15 protein-coding genes and 4 pseudogenes are annotated in these 17,292 nt (G+C 32.8%); 7 read left to right on the top strand and 12 right to left on the bottom strand.

Features of this window, described 5'->3' with window-relative positions:
• Positions 1-289 precede the first annotated feature (289 nt).
• Positions 290-1,354 carry a tetratricopeptide repeat protein gene (locus tag P5P87_RS08380; RefSeq protein ID WP_278022223.1) on the top strand — a complete coding sequence of 355 codons (1,065 nt, stop codon included), beginning with the start codon at positions 290-292 and terminating at the stop codon, positions 1,352-1,354.
• Between the two features lie 52 nt (positions 1,355-1,406).
• Here the strand turns inward: P5P87_RS08380 and P5P87_RS08375 are convergent, their stop codons facing one another.
• Positions 1,407-2,069 carry an endonuclease III domain-containing protein gene (locus P5P87_RS08375; protein ID WP_198857072.1) on the bottom strand — a complete coding sequence of 221 codons (663 nt, stop codon included), beginning with the start codon at positions 2,067-2,069 and terminating at the stop codon, positions 1,407-1,409.
• Positions 2,070-2,170: 101 nt separating this feature from the next.
• On the opposite strand from P5P87_RS08375, the gene bcp reads away from it, so the two are divergent.
• Positions 2,171-2,623, top strand: coding sequence for a thioredoxin-dependent thiol peroxidase (bcp, locus tag P5P87_RS08370; protein WP_278022222.1), 453 nt, complete (start codon positions 2,171-2,173; stop codon positions 2,621-2,623).
• Positions 2,624-2,896: 273 nt separating this feature from the next.
• Here bcp and P5P87_RS08365 read toward each other — a convergent pair.
• Positions 2,897-4,356 (bottom strand): annotated as a pseudogene (locus tag P5P87_RS08365) (TonB-dependent receptor).
• 90 nt (positions 4,357-4,446) lie between these two features.
• On the opposite strand from P5P87_RS08365, the gene P5P87_RS08360 reads away from it, so the two are divergent.
• The 4 genes from P5P87_RS08360 to P5P87_RS08345 are packed head-to-tail and all read left to right on the top strand — an operon-like array spanning position 4,447 to position 6,753.
• Positions 4,447-5,211 (top strand): MBL fold metallo-hydrolase, encoded by a 765-nt coding sequence (locus tag P5P87_RS08360; RefSeq protein ID WP_198857075.1) that lies wholly within the window; start codon positions 4,447-4,449, stop codon positions 5,209-5,211.
• 14 nt (positions 5,212-5,225) lie between these two features.
• Complete coding sequence (locus P5P87_RS08355) at positions 5,226-5,729, top strand: hypothetical protein (RefSeq protein ID WP_198857076.1); 504 nt, start codon at positions 5,226-5,228, stop codon at positions 5,727-5,729.
• Positions 5,730-5,772: 43 nt separating this feature from the next.
• A complete protein-coding gene (locus tag P5P87_RS08350; RefSeq protein ID WP_278022221.1) occupies positions 5,773-6,201 on the top strand; it encodes a hypothetical protein in 429 nt (142 codons plus the stop codon).
• Positions 6,202-6,228: 27 nt separating this feature from the next.
• Entirely contained in the window at positions 6,229-6,753 is a 525-nt protein-coding gene (locus P5P87_RS08345) for a hypothetical protein (protein ID WP_198857077.1), read from the top strand.
• Positions 6,754-6,862: 109 nt separating this feature from the next.
• Here P5P87_RS08345 and P5P87_RS08340 read toward each other — a convergent pair whose 3' ends face one another.
• The 6 genes and pseudogenes from P5P87_RS08340 to P5P87_RS08315 form a co-directional block, all read right to left on the bottom strand.
• Positions 6,863-7,429, bottom strand: coding sequence for a cysteine hydrolase family protein (locus P5P87_RS08340; protein WP_278022220.1), 567 nt, complete (start codon positions 7,427-7,429; stop codon positions 6,863-6,865).
• The gene (locus P5P87_RS08335; RefSeq protein WP_278022219.1) at positions 7,426-8,079 is read right to left on the bottom strand and encodes a hypothetical protein; all 654 of its coding nucleotides are present in this window, start codon (positions 8,077-8,079) and stop codon (positions 7,426-7,428) included. Before P5P87_RS08335 ends, P5P87_RS08340 begins: the two co-directional genes overlap by 4 nt.
• 51 nt (positions 8,080-8,130) lie before the next feature.
• Positions 8,131-8,772 (bottom strand): alpha/beta hydrolase, encoded by a 642-nt coding sequence (locus P5P87_RS08330; RefSeq protein WP_278022218.1) that lies wholly within the window; start codon positions 8,770-8,772, stop codon positions 8,131-8,133.
• Between the two features lie 82 nt (positions 8,773-8,854).
• Entirely contained in the window at positions 8,855-9,181 is a 327-nt protein-coding gene (locus P5P87_RS08325; RefSeq protein ID WP_111366791.1) for a hypothetical protein, read from the bottom strand.
• A gap of 5 nt (positions 9,182-9,186) precedes the next feature.
• Entirely contained in the window at positions 9,187-10,437 is a 1,251-nt protein-coding gene (locus tag P5P87_RS08320) for a dihydroorotase (protein ID WP_278022217.1), read from the bottom strand.
• Between the two features lie 68 nt (positions 10,438-10,505).
• Positions 10,506-12,434 (bottom strand): annotated as a pseudogene (locus tag P5P87_RS08315) (BatA domain-containing protein).
• Between the two features lie 250 nt (positions 12,435-12,684).
• Between P5P87_RS08315 and P5P87_RS08310 the strand changes: the two are divergent.
• Positions 12,685-13,797, top strand: coding sequence for a lactonase family protein (locus P5P87_RS08310; RefSeq protein ID WP_278022216.1), 1,113 nt, complete (start codon positions 12,685-12,687; stop codon positions 13,795-13,797).
• Between the two features lie 130 nt (positions 13,798-13,927).
• On the opposite strand, the gene P5P87_RS08305 is transcribed toward P5P87_RS08310, so the two are convergent.
• The 4 genes and pseudogenes from P5P87_RS08305 to P5P87_RS08290 all read right to left on the bottom strand — a co-directional run.
• Positions 13,928-15,283, bottom strand: coding sequence for a DEAD/DEAH box helicase (locus tag P5P87_RS08305; protein ID WP_278022215.1), 1,356 nt, complete (start codon positions 15,281-15,283; stop codon positions 13,928-13,930).
• Positions 15,284-15,463: 180 nt separating this feature from the next.
• Positions 15,464-16,228: a TIGR02757 family protein gene (locus P5P87_RS08300; RefSeq protein ID WP_278022214.1), complete on the bottom strand. Its 765-nt coding sequence runs from the start codon at positions 16,226-16,228 to the stop codon at positions 15,464-15,466.
• A gap of 120 nt (positions 16,229-16,348) precedes the next feature.
• A pseudogene (locus tag P5P87_RS08295) lies at positions 16,349-16,798 on the bottom strand (ABC transporter ATP-binding protein); the annotation flags it as partial.
• Between the two features lie 216 nt (positions 16,799-17,014).
• Positions 17,015-17,227, bottom strand: a pseudogene (locus P5P87_RS08290) (ATP-binding cassette domain-containing protein); the annotation flags it as partial.
• Between the last annotated feature and the right edge of the window lie 65 nt (positions 17,228-17,292).

Here is a 17,292-nt window from a genome sequence, read left to right as displayed (position 1 = left end):
TTTTCTTAAGCGTTATTCGTATTAGGAAGTTCGTTTGATTAAAAACTAGAAACATAATATTTTAAAAATTAAATATTTAACCAAAACCCAAATTATTTATGAAGAAAAACTACCCAACTTTATTGCGTTAAGTTTATTGCTTATTTGATTTTGAAAAAATATTTGAACCAGCAAATGTTTATTCAATAAAATAGTGAGAAAGACAATTTTTAGACCAGTTTAATTATCCTCTTACTATATTTCAAAAGAAACTTAGAAAATTATTTAACCACCAAAACTTAACCGCAAAATGAAAGAGAACATTAAGATGTTGTCATGCTTATTGATGATAAGTATTGGCGCATTTGCCCAAAAAGACAAAATTAAAGAAGCACAATCTTTATTTGACAAAGGAAATAGCCAGGAAGCTTTGGCAATTTTAACTAAAACAGAATATCTTATTCTTAATGCATCTGATGAAGACAAATCTGATTATTACTTCTTAAAAGGAAATGTTTTAAAAGATTTGGCCGTAAAAAATATAGATGCGACCAATAATTTCACATTGGCATCGCAATCGTATCAAGATGTATTTTTATACGAAAATGAATCAGGAAAATTTAAATGGACAGTTAAAGCTAACATAGCTTTAAAAGATATGAAAGCCAGCCTTGTAAATGGTGCAATGGCAGATTTTAAAGACGGAAAATTCAAAGAAAGCGCAGAAAAGAGTTATAAGGTATATTTGTTCGATAAAAAAGATACTATAAACTTGTGTAATGCTGCGGCTTCGTCTATAAACGGAAAAGATTACAACGCTGCTGTGACCTATTACGAACTTTTGAAAAAGATTAATTTTTCTGGAAAAGGAGTTCGATATTTTGCTACCAACAAAAAAACAAAAGAAGAAGATGCTTTTATTTCTCCAAAAGCTAGAGAGTCTGCTATACAGCAAGGTCTTTACGAAAAGCCAAGAACAGAATCTGTGCCTTCTAAAAAAATAGAAATAAACAATAATTTGGCTTATGCTTATCTTGAAAAGAAAGATTATGCAAGAGCAGAATCAGTTTATAACTATGTTTTAGAATTAGATCCGAATTATATTGATGCTTATATTAACTTGGCTTATTTGAAACTGCAAATGAAAAAGGATTTGGCAGAAGAAATATCATCATTAGGAACTACGCCAGCAGAGATGAAGAAATACGATAAACTAAATGCACAAAAAGATGATATTGCCAGAAGTGCAATTCCATATCTTAAGAAAGTGCTTGTTCTTGAACCAAAAAATCCAGATGCAACCAAAACATTATTGGGTGTTTACAGGTCTCTTGATATGAATTCAGAATACAATGCTTTAAAAGCAGGAATGTAATTTTCTAAAGGTGCAAAGTAACAAAGGTGTAAAGGTTTTTATCTTTGCACCTTTATTTTTTTGAAACTGTCTTTTCAAGCTCTTCAATAAGAGATTTCTTTCCAACGGTTTTCGTTATAATATCTTTTTCAAGACTCCAGCCTCTTGCAGGCGAATATTCACGTCCGTACCAAATAATCTGCAAATGTAAATCATTCCATAAATCTCTAGGAAACAATCGTTTTGCATCTTTTTCAGTTTGAGCGACATTTTTTCCATTAGACAAATTCCATCTGTACATCAATCGGTGAATATGCGTGTCTACAGGAAAAGCTGGAACGCCAAAAGCCTGAGACATTACCACACTTGCCGTTTTGTGTCCAACAGCAGGCAAAGCTTCAAGCGCTTCAAAACTCTGTGGAACTTCGCCATTATGTTTCTCAATCAAAATTTCAGATAAACCATGAATTCCTTTAGATTTCATAGGAGATAAACCACACGGACGAATAATTTCCTTAATTTCTTCTATCGACATTTTAACCATATCATACGGATTATCAGCTTTTGCAAACAAAAGTGGCGTAATTTGGTTCACACGAACGTCGGTACATTGAGCTGATAATAAAACAGCAATTAAAAGTGTATAAGGATCTTTGTGGTCAAGCGGAACTGGTATAGTAGGGTAGAGTTCTTTTAATTTATCAATAACAAATTGTACGCGAGCTTCTTTATTCATTTCGGTGATTTTAATGCCTGTAAAAATAAAGAATTATTAGTTATAAGTTATCTTTGCTTTTAATCTAAAATCTGAAATCAACAATCTAAAATAAAAGACACATGACAACACTAAAAGCAGGAGATAAAGCGCCAAATTTTTCAGGTACAGATCAAGACGGAAAAACACATAAACGGGCAGATTACGCTGGAAAAAAACTGGTTGTTTTCTTTTATCCGAAAGCAAGTACGCCTGGCTGTACAGCTGAGGCTTGCGATTTGAGAGATAATTATCACCGTTTTCAAGCCAATAATTACGAACTTCTTGGAGTAAGCGCTGATAGCCAAAAAGCACAAGTAAAATTCAAAGAAAAATACGAATTGCCATTTCCTTTAATTGCAGACGAAGACAAATCGGTTATCAACGCATTTGGAGTTTGGGGACCAAAGAAATTTATGGGTAAAGAATATGATGGAATTCACAGAACAACTTTCGTAATCGACGAAAAAGGAATTATAGAAGAAGTAATCGAAAAAGTAAAAACAAAAGAACACGCTTCGCAGATTTTGAAATAGAGATTTTTGTTTCAGGTTTTCTTTGTTTCAGGTTTCAAGTTGCTTTACTTAATGTTAAGTTTTAACGTAAAGCACGCTAAGTTTTTTTTATGAGCCAAACCTAATAAACCCGCAAAGTTCGCAAAGCTGAATTTACATAAAGCTTTGCGAACTTTGCGTTTTTTAGCACAAGCTTAAGTAAAAAAAACTTAGCGTGCTTTGCGTTAAAAAAATATCGTTCCGAGAATAACTTGAAACTTGAAAAAAAAGTCCCTGAAAAAGGGACTTTTTTTATTATGTATTTTGTTCTAATTCTTTCTGCGGATGATATCCAAAAAGATGATGTTCTTTTATAATTTCAGGAATTCCTGGAGGAAGCATTGGTTCCCATCCGGTTTTACCTTGATTGATCATTTTTAAGATTTCTCTAGAGAAAACATCCAAGATATTCGGATCGTAATCTTCAATATCAACCACTTTTCCGTTGAATTTAAAGAATTTATACAATTCTTTCATTCTAGGATGAACTTTTAAGTTATTCGAGTTCATTAATGAGCCATCTTCATCTAACATTGGATATAAGAATACTTTCATATCACGGTAGAATAATTTTCCGAAAGCTTCAAGAATTCCACCACTTAAATGGCGGTAGTATTTCTCATCAAAAATATCAACAAGGTTATTTACGCCCATTGCCAATCCCATACGGGCTTTGGTATAATTTGCAAAGTATTCTACAACTTTATAATATTCTTGGAAATTAGAAATCATAACCGTTTGACCAAGAGAACATAGCAATTCGGCTCTGTCCATAAAGTCTCTTTCGTCAATTTCTCCATCAGAGCGTAAATTCGAAAGCGTAATTTCAAAAATTACAAGAGTATTCTTTTCTTCAACCTTGTTTTCTTTGAGAAACATTTCTAACGACTTTTCATACATGTCCATATTTACTTTTGTAACAGGACGGAAGCTTCCTCTTAAAGCTAAAAGGTTCTTTTTGTATAAAATAGGCGCAGGAAGAATGTTTTTACCTTCAGGGTTAAACATTACGGCATCTGTCATTCCGTTTTTAACCAATTGTAAACTCATCAAACGATTGTCTACATCAGCAAAACGAGGTCCAGAAAAGTTGATAGTATCGATCTCTAATTGATCTTTATCTAGGTGATCATATAAGTAACGAAGTAATCGTTTTGGATCGTTGTATTTGTAAAAAGCACCGTAAATTAAGTTAACTCCTAAAATACCAAGTGTTTCTTGTTGTAATCTAGCATCAGTCTCTTTAAAACGAATATGCAGGATAATTTCGTTATAAGCTTCGTCGGGTTCAATTTGATATCTAATTCCGACCCAGCCGTGACCTTTAAATTGTTTAGCAAAATCTATTGTGGCAACAGTGTTGGCGTAGCTAAAAAAAGTTTTGTAGGGTGTTTTTCACGACTTAAACGCTCTTCAATGATTTGTCCTTCATGAGTAAGCATTTTTTTTAATCGTTCTTCAGTAACATATCTTCCGTCACTTTCAGTTCCATAAATGGCATCACTAAAATCTTTATCATAGGCAGACATCGCTTTTGCAATAGTTCCCGACGAACCTCCTGATCTGAAAAAGTGTCTAACTGTCTCTTGTCCAGCGCCTATCTCAGCAAATGTTCCGTAAATATTTTCGTTTAAATTAATGCGTAACGCTTTGTCTTTTATAGAAGGAATCTGTTCGATGACCTTGTCACCCTTGAGTTTTATTTCTGTACCCATTTTGTTTTAAATAGATTTGTTACAAAGTTAGTAAATTAGGCTTCTAATGAAAGAGAAATAATCCTATTTTTGTAAAAAAATTAAGTTCAATTGAAGGTTTATTTTTTAGGTACAGGTACTTCTCAAGGCATTCCAATTATAGGAATCGATCATCCTGTTTGCAAAAGCACTGATGCTAAGGATAAAAGGCTTCGTGTATCCATTTGGATAACATGGGACGATCATTCGTATGTTGTAGATTGTGGCCCCGATTTTAGACAGCAAATGCTTTCTTGCGGATGCCAGAAACTGGATGCAATTCTCTTTACTCATGAGCATGCAGATCACACTGCTGGTTTAGACGATATACGCCCATTTAATTTTAGACAGGGTGAAATTCCGATTTATGGACATAAACGCGTTCTAGATAATTTAAGACGCCGTTTTGATTATGTGTTTGAAACGGTAAACAAATATCCAGGAGCTCCAAGCGTAAAAACAATAGAAGTGCAAAATAATGCACCTTTTGCTGTTGGAGATAAAACAGCAATTCCGATAAATGTAATGCATGGAGATCTTCAGGTTTTTGGGTACAGAATAGATGATTTTGCCTATCTAACAGATGTAAAAACAGTCGAGCAAGTTGAGGTTGAAAAGCTAAAAGGTTTGAAAGTTTTAGTAGTCAATGCTCTGCGTGTCGAACCTCACAATACGCATTTTAATCTACAAGAAGCACTTGATTTTATTAATCTTGTTAAACCTGAAAGAGCTTATTTAACTCATATTAGCCACGTTTTAGGGTTTCACGAAGAAGTGCAGAAAACACTTCCAGATAATGTTTTCTTGGCTTACGACAATTTAGAAATTACAATTTAATTATATACCACACAATGAAAAAATCCTTAATGCTTTATCTTTTTATTCTTGCCATTTTAATGAATGTCTTTACGTATGCATTTTACAGCGGAGAAGTAAAATTTGGACAAGACCGATATGATAAAACAACTAAGAAATTAAGAGACAGCATTAGCCTCATGAAAAACAAATTGGCTGAAGCTGATTATTTTTCTTTAGAGCATAACGAAAATGCTCAAAATTACTTTGATAATAGCGCCTCTGGAGGAAAAGTGATTTTGTATGAAAAACTAATTCCGGTTGTAACAGAAAAGCTATTAGATTTCAATTCAAATCCAAAAGGGAATCCATATACAGGGCAAGACCAGATTGGGCCAACTAAATTTATCATTAATAAAGTGAAAATTTTAAACCACAGATGGATTATTGCAGATTATAGCAATGGAGAATTATGGGGAGAAGTCTTGTTAAAATATTTTGTTGATAACGATGATAATATTACCTTTGAAGTAAATCAAACTTGGTTATATCAAAAATAGGATTTTATAATCCTATTTTTTTGGCCTTTAAATAAATAGGATTATGAAAAAGATGTTTTTGTTTTTGATTATTGCTAGTACAATTTCGTGTGGGAAAAAAGTTTCTCAAGAAAATGTAAGTACAACTCCAAAAGAACCGAAAAAAGAAACTGTCGTTGGCGGAGATTCTGATTCTCATGGCTGTAAGGCTTCAGCTGGTTATACTTGGTCGGTTTTGAAAAAAGAGTGTATCAGAGTTTTTGAAAATAGCACAAGGCTGAATCATGCAGAAGATGGAAAAACGTATTCTACAGTTTCCTATGTAATTTTTGACGGAAATAAAGCAGAACTTTTTCTGGATACTCAAAAAGAATCTATCATTTTAGAAAGAAAATCTGAAGGTGATTCTTGGGTTAATGGTGATTGGCAATTAATTCCGTGGAAAGGATATGTTTTGAAGAAAGGAGAAAAGATTCTTTATACAGGGGAATAAAGATGTTTATTGCTAATTATTAAGAGCATGGAAGAAATTGAAAGACTTATTTTGGGCTCAAAAGAGCAAAAATATTATCGTCATGCCATCAAAGGATTTAGTAAATCAGAATTAAATGATTTTGAAAGATTGGCATTACAACTTGAAGAAGCAGGAGCATTGGATCCTTTGGGTTGGGCCTTTAGTGAAATTAAAGAAGGTATTCCGCAAGCTGGACGCTTTTTGGTTTTAAAAGGTCTTTTTGATATTATAAAATCACCTGAGGAAAACATTTCTTTGGCATATGATTTTGATGAAGAGGTAGAAGAGAAATATTTAGATATTCAAAAATTAGTTGGGGAAGAAAAATTATCAGATTTTTTAAAGACTTTTTCAAAGGGAATAATAAGCAATGTCATTGATTTGTTGGATTATGGCAATTGCAATTCTGACGGCGAAATAGGCTGGGTACTGGTAAAAACAGATAAAGAAGGTAACTTAACCGAAAAAATTATATCTGGACTTCATGAAGATTTTCTCGATTTTGAAGATGAACTAAAAACTTATAAATAAGTAGTTTACTCAAAAGACATCTTTTTTATGAGAAGGAAAATTTTAGTTTTCTGTTATGTTTTTAATTTTTACTCTGTAGAAACTGAAAACATGACAGATAAAACAAAGACTAAATATTCGTTTTAATAAATTTAGAAGTTACTACTTGAGCAAATTCATCGTTTAAACTTGCTAAAGCGGTTTGATGTATTAATTCGGCAGAGAAATTTTCTCCGTTTACGCCTTTTTTATTGAAAGTAGCTGTTGCGTCAGAAACTACGTAAACATTGTAACCAAAATTTCCTGCCATTCTTGTTGTGGTAGAAACGCAATGATCTGTAGTTAAACCTACAATTACAAGATTTGTGATTTTGGCAGTGTCAATTAGCTCTTTTAAATTCGTTCCAATAAAAGCACTATTGACATTCTTTTTGATGATTGTTTCTCCTTCAAGAGGTTTTACAATATCTTGAAATTCATTACCTAGATTTGTTTCGTTTAAAATCGAATTTGGATTTGAAGAACAATGCTGTACGTGAAAAATGGGAAGTTTTTTGCTTCGCCAGATCTTTAGAAGTTCGCCAGCTTTTTCTTCTGCCGTAACATTATTACGGTCTCCGCCCCAATAAGCAACGTCATGAAAACCTTTTTGAATATCAATTAAAATTAATGCGGGATTATTAAGTTTTGAATTCATTTCGAGTAAGGTTTTAAAAATGATTTAGTTACTTTGTCTAGTAGACTATCTCGTGAGGAGACTATTCCTAAGTATTTATGATATCTCAAGCCAGAGGTTTCTGCGTTTGCATTTTCATTTGCCATTTCAGCATATTTTTTGCCAATCTCTGCTTTAGAATTGTAAAAGTTTATTATTGCAAGTAAAGAGAAAGCAATATATTTTTCATTAGGAAATAACAATCTTGAAATTTTATTTTCTAGCATTTCTTCAGCTACTGGATATAAATCTTTGAATTGATTTTTAACTACAATTTCAGCATAATCTAAATACGATTGAGTAATTACATTTGGAAATGTCTTTTCAAAATCAACAGCTTTTTTAAAATATTCAAGTGCTTTCTCTGTATTGTTTTCAAGTTGAAAAATATTTCCAAAAGTATGATAAACAGAACCTTTGTTGAAGTTGTCGTCTGGATATTCATTTAGAACTTTGCTTAATAATTCCTTCGCAACTTGTAAAAGCTTGGGTTTTTTAGTGTCAACTAATTCTATTGCTTGAACTTTAAGATATTGAGCTCTTCCATCTTTTCTGGCACGAGAAAGTTTCGCAAAGAATTCTTCTTCATCTGTTTTTGACCAAGATTTTCTTCGATACCAATCTGTTGCCATAAAATAAATTATTAGTAAAAACTACGACCTTAAACTATGACTGAATACTAACTAAGCAGACCAATTCCTAAAATCAAAGAAATTTTGAGGAGCAACTCCATGCCCAACAGGATATTCTTTATAAGTAAGCGGAATATTTAATTTTTCTAAAGCAGCAGGTGTTTTTCTCGCCCATTCAATCGGAATAACTTGATCTACAGTTCCGTGTGAAGCAAAAAACTTTAAATTTTTGAAATCATTGTTTTTAAAACCTTCTTTGATGATTTCTTCATTAAAATAACCACTCATTGCCACAACTCTTTGAATTTTTTCTGGATAAGAAAGTGCGGTTGCATAACTTAAAATAGATCCTTGGCTGAATCCGATTAAAGTTACATTATTAGCATCAATTGGATAATTTGCTGTTAGTTCATCAATAAACTTTGCAATTAAATCTCTTGAAGTTTTGGCTTGTTCATTATCTGAAAATTTATTCTGATCTGCATCAAAGTTGATCGCGTACCAAGCGTAAGCGCCATACTGTAAATCGTAAGGAGCTCTTGCAGAAATGATATAATAGTTATCTGGAAGCTCAGAAGCAAAAGAGAATAAATCGGCCTCATTACTTCCATATCCGTGCAATAAAAGCAATAACGGATTTTTATCTAAAATTACTTTTGGTTCTCTTATTTTATATTCTAAAGATAGATTCATTTTTTAATTGTGAGTTGTAAGTTGTGAATTGTGAATTTTCCAACTTTGGAATTTCGAATTTTTTAATTGAATTTTGAAAAATTTATCCGATTTTCTTAAACCATTTTTGAAACAATTCTCCAACTAAAGGAATCGGTCTCATTTGTCCTTGAATAGCATTAAAAATACCGAAAGTCCACAGAATTGAAATACAAATCCACATTGGGAAAGTGATAAAAAAACTATCAAAATTACTGATTATTGCTCCGAAGGAGATAAAAGTTAAAGACAAGCCTAAAGACTGACGGATGTGAAAAGAAGCAAAACTATTTTTGTTTTCAGAATTCATACTCATGGCAATCAAAACGCCAATGATTAGAATATAACTTGTGATAGCGATCGGTTTTCCTTCTTCGACTGAATTATTCATTTGTATTATTTTGTAACTAATTGATTTTGATTTAAAATTCCGTAAATAGAACCTTTAATTTCGGTTCCTAAAAAAGCAGAATTTTTAGATTTTGAAAGAATGTTTTCTTTCGTAAAAGTTGATTTTCCTTCTGTTGAAAATAACGTGATGTTTGCTTTTGCGCCTTCTTCAATTATATGACTTTCCAAATCAAAAACCTTTCTGGCAGCAGTTAGTTTTGCTACAATTGTTTCTACAGGTAAAACGGTCAATAAAGCTCCAAAAGCACTTTCTAAACCAATAGTTCCGTTTTTAGCAGTATCAAATTCCATTTTTTTGAATTCGATATCAATCGGATTATGGTCTGAAGTAATCATATCGATTGTTCCATCAGCAATTCCGTTCAATAAAGCTTGTCTGTCAACTTCGGTTCTTAACGGAGGTGTTACTTTAAAACGAGTATCAAATCCGTCCAGTTTTTCATCAGTTAAAACCAAATGATGAACAGATGCGCTACAAGTTACGTTTAAACCTTTAGCTTTAGCTTCTCGAATTAATTCTACCGATTTTGCAGTAGAAATAGTCGGAATATGAAGTTTTCCGCCAGTATATTCTAATAAAAATAAGTTTCTTGAAATTTGAAGTTCTTCAGCCAAATTCGGAATTCCCTTTAAACCTAATCTTGTAGAAACAATACCTTCGTTTACAACTCCGTTTCCTTTAATGTTAGGATCTTGCGAATAAGCGATAACTAATCCGTCAAAATCTTGGACATACTGTAAAGCGATTTTCAAGATATTGGCATTGTCGATACTTTTATTGTAATCTCCAAAAGCGATTGCTCCCGAGTTTTTCATATCAAAAAGTTCGGCCATGTCTTTTCCTTCACTAGCTTTAGTTAAAGCACCTATTGGGAAAATTTCTGTTGCAAAACCATTTGCTTTATTTTTTACAAAATTTACCTGAGATTGGTTGTCAATAATAGGTAATGAATTTGGCTGTAAGGCAATTGCTGTAAAACCGCTTTTTGCGGCAACATTCAATCCGTTTGAGATAGTTTCTCTGTCTTCGTAACCAGGTTCTCCAAGAGAAACACTACTGTCAAACCATCCTTGAGAAACATGAAGATCGTCAAATCGTACCACTTCTGCATCGTCATTAGGAAGAGAAACTCCTATTTTTTCTATTACACCATCTGCAATTAAAAGATCAACGGTCTGATTGTGAAACGGACTTTTGGAGTCGATAATTTTGGCGCTTTTGATGATTAGTTTCATATGTAGATAATTTTTTGTCGTAAAATGATTTTTGTAAAAGTAAAAGGCCTTTCAAACAAATGCGAATTCTATTTTACAAATTTTATAATTGCCATTTCTAATGCTAAAAATAACAGTGCAAAGATAACAAACCATTTCCAAATTTGGCTGTCAGTTCGTTCTGTTTGTAACGTATTAAAAATAGTCGAAATTGTATCAGCAGTTTTAAAATCAGAGACCACGTTCGTGTTTATCTGACTCAAATCGCTTTCGGTTCTTTTGTAATTAAAACTGATATTCTCAACCCATTCTTTTTTGTCAAAAATACTGTAGTTTCCAGCGGTTTCTGGAAAATCATTAAAAGTTAATTTGACTTTATTGTTTAGAATCTGCTGAATTGGGATAAACGAATCGTCGGTTCCTTTCACTTCCAAAATAGCATCTTTAGTCAATAAAACATCAACAAAATAAGGCTGATTGTTTCCAATTGTCAAAGCATTTACGCCAGTTTTCTGATTATTTTGCGCGATTTTATAAAATAACGGAACAATTAAAGGCGATTGCTGAAAATTTGAATTGGCGCTATTTATTGGTGCTGTAAAAACGGTTATTCCAGAAACTGGGTTTTGAACAGAAGTAACAAAAGTAGTCTGGTCTTCAAATGAAAGAGCAGACTGGATAAGGACTAGAAACAGCAAATGAACTGTTTACTTTTGGATATTGGAAATTCGTTATTTTATTTTCAAAAACACCTGAAAATAAAGGATGGTCAAAATTAATTTTAGTGATTAATTTACTGTTGGTCTCTAAATTCCCAAATTGAATTTTTCCAAAATTCCCCAGCAATGCATTTAAGCTTGAAAGAGAAGTTTTGTCAGAAGGAATGATAACCAAATTTCCGCCTTTAGAAACAAAAGCTTTTAAAGTGGTTTGTAAGGCTTGCGGAATATCAATCAACTCGTTTAAAATAATAGTATTTTGTTTTTCTAAACTATTGTAATCTAAAGCACTGATAGAATAATTGTTGTAGTTAAATTCGCCAGAAGTATATATTCTCGATAAGAAATTGCTTTTTCTGGTTCACCAATACTAATAACGTTTGTTTTTTTGTTTTTAGAAATGCTAAAAAACAATTTGTTGTCATAAGTCAGGCCGTTATCTTCAATTGCCACGTAACCATGAAAAGCTTCTTTTGGAATCGTGAAATTGATTTTCTTTTTCTTTGCATCAAAATTTACAATCGTTTTGGCAATCAATTTGTTTTGATTGTAAAGTGCCGTTGAAACAGGTTTAAAATCTTCGCTATAAGCGGATAAATTAATTCCGATTTCATAAAAATTTTCTAAAGTCTGATTGATGTAAACGCTGTCAATTGACACATTGTTTTTTTGTTCTGCTTTTGGAACTATGAAATACGGCTTTTCTTCAAAATCTAGATTCTTAATAGCCGCTTCTTTTAAACCAACAGCATCTGTAATAATGACAATATCTTTTTTATGAGCCGATTTGTGAGCTTTTATTTTGGCTGTAATTGTTGCAAGATCAAAAGAGGTTGCGCTATATTTTAGATTTTGTAAAGCATTTTTTGATGATTTAATATCAGTATTCCAAAAATTTTCGGTGTTTGTTAAAAGCGAAAATTGAGTGTTTTCTGGAGTATTTTCAAGTAATTCTTGAACGGCCCTTTTTAGTAATTCGCCTTTTTTTCCTTTTGCCTGCATGCTAAAAGAATTGTCTAGAACAATATACATTTCATTTGAAGCGTTTTTGCTATCAGCAGTCGCAAAAAAAGGCTGTGCAAATGCAATAATTGCGCAAGCAAGCAATAATAATCGTGTAGCTAATAAAAGACGTTTTTTGATTTTAGAACTCTTACGAGTCTGAATAGCAAGCTCTTTTAAGAATCGAACGTTTGTGAAATAGGAAGTTTTAAATCGTCTTAATTGAAATAAGTGAACCAAAATTGGAACGATCAATAAAAACAGAAAGTATAGAATTTCGGGATGTTTAAAATGCATTCTGGCTTCGATTTACTTCACTACGTTTTGTTTTTCGCGAAGATGCTGGTCAAAAATACAAATTAAAAATTTATTAAACCATATAAGTTCGTGTAAGAGATTGTAAGTAAACTTAAAAGTAGAATGTAAGACTTATAACTGTGATGAACTTACGTGGCAAAAAAAAATGTAACTTTTGTAATTTCTTGCAATAAAGGGACTGTTTCAAATGGATATATTGTTTATTTTAGCTAATCAAAAAAAACAAATTATGAAAAAAATATATCTAGTCTTATTTTCAGCTTTATCAATTACAGCTGTTAAAGCTCAAAATAAATTCAATTTATTGGTTGGAACTTACACGAATACTTGCCAAAGCAATGGTGTTTATGTGTATGAATTTGATGCTTCTAATGGCGAATATAAGCTAAAAAGTTCTTCTGAAAATGTTGTAAGTCCGAGTTATTTATCTGTATCAGCAGATAATAAGTTTATTTATGCCGTAAACGAAAATGGAACTCAAAGTACTGTAAGCTCTTTTTCTTATGATTCGCAGTCTGGAAAAATTAATCTTTTGAATAAAAATGATGCTTTAGGAGCAGATCCTTGCCATTTGATAAATGATGATAAACATGTCATCGCGGCTAATTATTCTGGCGGAAGCATTGCAGTTTTTAAAAAGAATGCTGATGGGAGCATTACAGAAGCACAACAATTGATTCAGCACGAAGGGAAAGGGCCAAATGCGGCGCGTCAGGAAAAAGCTCACGTACACATGGTGGTTTTTTCTCCAGACAAAAAGTTCGTGATTTCTAATGATTTGGGGTTAGATAAAGTGTTTATATATAAATACAATTCAACGGCTAAAAACGAAATTTTGACATTGAAAGGAAGTGTTGATGTAAAACCAGGAAGTGGGCCAAGACATTTGACTTTTAGTAAAGATGGAAAATTTGTGTATTTAGTTCAAGAGCTAGATGGAACTTTGACGACTTTAAGCTGGGATAAAACTGGAGTTTTAAAAGTTGTAGCAGAAACAAGTATTCTTCCAAAAGACTTTAAAGGAGGAACAGGAGCGGCTGCAATTAAACTTTCGCCAGACGGAAACTTTTTATATGTTACCGATCGTGTAGATGCAAATGCAATTTCGGTTTACAAAATTCTTAAAACAGGAGCTTTAGAATTGGTAGAACAACAAAGCACATTAGGAAAAGGTCCAAGAGATTTTGCTATCGATCCTACAGGAAATTACCTTTTAGTAGGTCATCAATATACTAATGATATAGTTATTTTTAAAAGAGATATAGCAACAGGAAAACTTACAGATACTGGCAGAAGAATCCAGTTGTGTTCGCCAGTTGGATTGGTTTTTACGAAGATTTAGTAAAAAAGATTCTAAGGTGCTGAGATGCTAAGCTTCTAAGGTTAAAAAAGGGTAAAGATTCTTTGAATCTTTACCCTTTTTTAGTGTTATATAAAAAACTTAGAACCTTAGCAACTTAGTAGCTTAGCATCTAAAAAAAGTTATTTTTTTTCTTCTTCTCATTTCTTGTCTTCAACATATTTCTGTTAACAGAACCATGCGTTTTCTTTTTGGTTTTTGAAGGACCACCAAGATTGACTTTTTGGTTCTTTTTAGATTTTTCATGGAAAGCACCGTCACCTTCTAGTTTTGGTTTTTTCAGTAGAAACTTTCTAGGTAATTTATCTTTTTCAGCTTCAATTAACTTTTCTGAAATTTCAACTTCTTCAGGAAAATCGGCGATTTCAAGCTCTTGATCCATTAAAAGTTCCGTTTCTATTTTAAATTCTTCTTCTCTTGGAGTAACAAAACTAATTGCTGTTCCCGTTGCGTCTGCACGACCCGTACGACCAATTCTGTGCATATACAATTCTGGTTCTTCTGGAAGTTCGAAGTTAATTACGTGAGTAATATTCGAAATATCCAAACCTCTTGCCATAACGTCGGTTGTAATTAAACCGCGAAGATTTCCTTCTTGAAATTCGGCCATTGTGCTCAAACGATAATTTTGAGATTTATTAGAGTGAATTACACCAAATTGTCCATCAAAAAGCTCGTCGATACGATTGAAAAGCATATCCGAAATCTTTTTGTTATTTACGAAAACTAGAATACGGCTCATGCTTTCGTCAGTTTCCAGTAAATGTTTTAAAAGGTTTACTTTGGTATTAAAATTCGGAACGTTATAAGTAAGTTGTGTAATTTTTTCTAGTGGAGTTCCTGATGGAGCTAATGTCACCTCTTCAGGAAAATCAAAATAATCATTTAACAAATCATCAACTTCATCTGTCATTGTTGCAGAGAACAGAATATTTTGACGTTTAGTTTTCATCATTGCAAAAAGCGAAGTAAGCTGTGGTCTGAAACCTAAATTCAGCATTTCGTCAAACTCGTCAATTACTAATTTTTGTGTTTCGTCAAAACGAACTACCGCGTCAAGCGCTAAATCCATAGTACGTCCAGGAGTTCCAACTAAAATGTCGACACCTTCATAAACGGCTTTTTTTTGAGTATTTATGTTTACACCACCGTAAATACCTAAAGTTTTAACCGACATGTATGTAGTCAGTTTCTCTACTTCTTCTACAACCTGAACTACTAATTCACGAGTTGGAACAAGAATTACAATCTTTGGTGTATTGGTATGAGTGAATTTATACAGCTTTAAAAGAGGCAGTAAATAAGCAAATGTTTTACCAGTTCCAGTTTGTGCAATTCCCATCATATCACGTCCAGACATGATTACAGAAAAAGATTTTTCTTGAATAGGAGTAGGCGTAACAAATCCTAATTCGTCAACTGCTTTTTGTAATGATTTTGGAAGATTAAATTTTTCGAAAGTGCTCATTTGCTTTAAATTTTGTGCAAATGTACGTTAAATTCATGGTTTTTTGTTGAATTTGTAATTTTTGATGTCGTATTATCACTTTGAATGTCACTCTGAGCGAAGTCGAAGAGCGTAACGATTGGAACGCGGGCTTCGACTTCGCTCAGCCTGACAGTTGGATATTTTTAGATTTTAAAAAGTTTAAAAACCTTCAAAAACACCCAATCCAAATAAAGCAAAATCATATTTTACAGGATCTTTTGCATCCATTTCTCTCAATTTGGTGTCTAATTCCAATAGAGCTTTGGCATCATTTTGCTTTCGCGAAAGAATACCAAGTTTGCGGGCAACATTTCCAGAATGAACATCTAACGGGCAAGATAAAACAGATGGTGAAATGCTTTTCCAGATTCCTAAATCGACTCCTTTTGCATCTTGACGCACCATCCATCGCAGGTACATGTTGATTCTCTTGGTTGCCGAATTGTTTAACGGATCTGAAATGTGTTTTTGGGTTCGAGCTAAATGATCTGTTTCGAAAAATATTTTTTTGAATTCGCTGATACTTTTCTGCAAACTATCTTTTTCCTGATTTTTAGCAAAAACAGATTCTAATCCGTTGTGATTTTTGTAAATGTTATTTAAACCTTTTATGAAACCCGCAAAATCATGTCCGTTAAAAGTTCTATGGACGAATGTTTCCAATCTTGCCAAGTCCTCATCTGAATGTGACATAACAAAATCATATGGCGTATTGCCCATTAATTCCATCATTTTATGCGAATTCTTGATAATCATTTTACGATTTCCCCAAGCAATAGAAGCGCTTAAGAAGCCTGCAATTTCAATATCTTCTTTTTGAGTAAAGAGATGCGGAATTTGAACAGGGTCACTTTCGATGAAATCCTGATTGTTATATTGAATGACTTTTTCGTCTAGAAATTCTTTGAGTTCTTTTTGGTTCATATTGAAATGAAATCTTCTTATGTGTTCGAGTGCCCTAGCCCTGATGGGAGGGAAAATCCTTTTATGCCGGGGTTCGGCATAAAAGATTGGAAGGACAGCAGGAAATAGCTCCTGATTATTCTAATTACTGATTTGGCCGTCAACCATAACTAATTTTCTATCAGCCATGTTGGCTAATTCTTCGTTATGTGTTACAATAACAAAAGTTTGTCCGAACTCATCACGAAGCTTGAAAAATAGCTGATGCAGGTTTTCTGCAGAATGAGTATCTAGATTTCCAGAAGGTTCATCGGCAAAAATGACATCTGGTTTATTGATTAAAGCTCTCGCAACGGCAACACGCTGTTGTTCTCCGCCAGAGAGTTCGCTTGGTTTATGATTAATTCTGTGCGAAAGCCCAAGATAATTCAATAATTTTTTTGCTTCTTCTTCTGTTTCGGCTGTTTTTTTGCCTGCAATATGAGCTGGAATGCAGACATTTTCTAAGGCTGTAAACTCAGGCAAAAGCTGATGGAATTGAAAAATGAATCCTAAATTTAAATTTCTAAAATCGGATAAAACTTTGTCTTGTTTGCTTTTCTTTTTGAAATATCGGCTGTAATAAAAAAACAATAATAGAGTAGGTGCAAGTATCACTGCCCATGTGCCATAACCGAAAATATCATTTTCTATTTTACTTCTAAAAAATAATACAAAAACTGCTAATAAAACAAAGTAAAAAGCTCCTAACCAAGTAATGATTTTGAATGCTTTTTCTTGGTTTGAGTTGTCATTTTTGATGTTTTGCAGTTCCAAAACATTTTTTCCGTTAATAGTTAGAGATGAATCTGGATTATGATCGGGTTTATCTAAAGTTCCTAGAATTTGTAACAAAGTTGTTTTTCCAGCACCCGAAGCACCAACGATAGAAACAATTTCGCCTTTTTTAATATGTAAATCGACACCTTTTAATACTTCAAGTTTGTCGTAGAATTTATGAATGTTTTTTGCGTGTATCATTTGATGAAACTGTTTTTACAAAGAAACGAAGATTATGCTCAAAATCAAATTACAATATGTAAAAT

The organism is Flavobacterium ginsengisoli (genome assembly GCF_029625315.1).
GTDB lineage: Bacteria > Bacteroidota > Bacteroidia > Flavobacteriales > Flavobacteriaceae > Flavobacterium > Flavobacterium ginsengisoli.
This window is presented reverse-complemented; position numbering and strand designations above follow the sequence as displayed.

Excerpts from the sequence above, each read along its gene's own strand:
- P5P87_RS08380 (WP_278022223.1), top strand. The coding sequence starts at position 290 with ATGAAAGAGAACATTAAGATGTTGTCATGCTTATTGATGATAAGTATT.
- P5P87_RS08375 (WP_198857072.1), bottom strand. The coding sequence starts at position 2,069 with ATGAATAAAGAAGCTCGCGTACAATTTGTTATTGATAAATTAAAAGAA.
- bcp (WP_278022222.1), top strand. The coding sequence starts at position 2,171 with ATGACAACACTAAAAGCAGGAGATAAAGCGCCAAATTTTTCAGGTACA.
- P5P87_RS08355 (WP_198857076.1), top strand. The coding sequence starts at position 5,226 with ATGAAAAAATCCTTAATGCTTTATCTTTTTATTCTTGCCATTTTAATG.
- P5P87_RS08350 (WP_278022221.1), top strand. The coding sequence starts at position 5,773 with ATGAAAAAGATGTTTTTGTTTTTGATTATTGCTAGTACAATTTCGTGT.
- P5P87_RS08345 (WP_198857077.1), top strand. The coding sequence starts at position 6,229 with ATGGAAGAAATTGAAAGACTTATTTTGGGCTCAAAAGAGCAAAAATAT.
- P5P87_RS08340 (WP_278022220.1), bottom strand. The coding sequence starts at position 7,429 with ATGAATTCAAAACTTAATAATCCCGCATTAATTTTAATTGATATTCAA.
- P5P87_RS08335 (WP_278022219.1), bottom strand. The coding sequence starts at position 8,079 with ATGGCAACAGATTGGTATCGAAGAAAATCTTGGTCAAAAACAGATGAA.
- P5P87_RS08330 (WP_278022218.1), bottom strand. The coding sequence starts at position 8,772 with ATGAATCTATCTTTAGAATATAAAATAAGAGAACCAAAAGTAATTTTA.
- P5P87_RS08325 (WP_111366791.1), bottom strand. The coding sequence starts at position 9,181 with ATGAATAATTCAGTCGAAGAAGGAAAACCGATCGCTATCACAAGTTAT.
- P5P87_RS08320 (WP_278022217.1), bottom strand. The coding sequence starts at position 10,437 with ATGAAACTAATCATCAAAAGCGCCAAAATTATCGACTCCAAAAGTCCG.
- P5P87_RS08310 (WP_278022216.1), top strand. The coding sequence starts at position 12,685 with ATGAAAAAAATATATCTAGTCTTATTTTCAGCTTTATCAATTACAGCT.
- P5P87_RS08305 (WP_278022215.1), bottom strand. The coding sequence starts at position 15,283 with ATGAGCACTTTCGAAAAATTTAATCTTCCAAAATCATTACAAAAAGCA.
- P5P87_RS08300 (WP_278022214.1), bottom strand. The coding sequence starts at position 16,228 with ATGAACCAAAAAGAACTCAAAGAATTTCTAGACGAAAAAGTCATTCAA.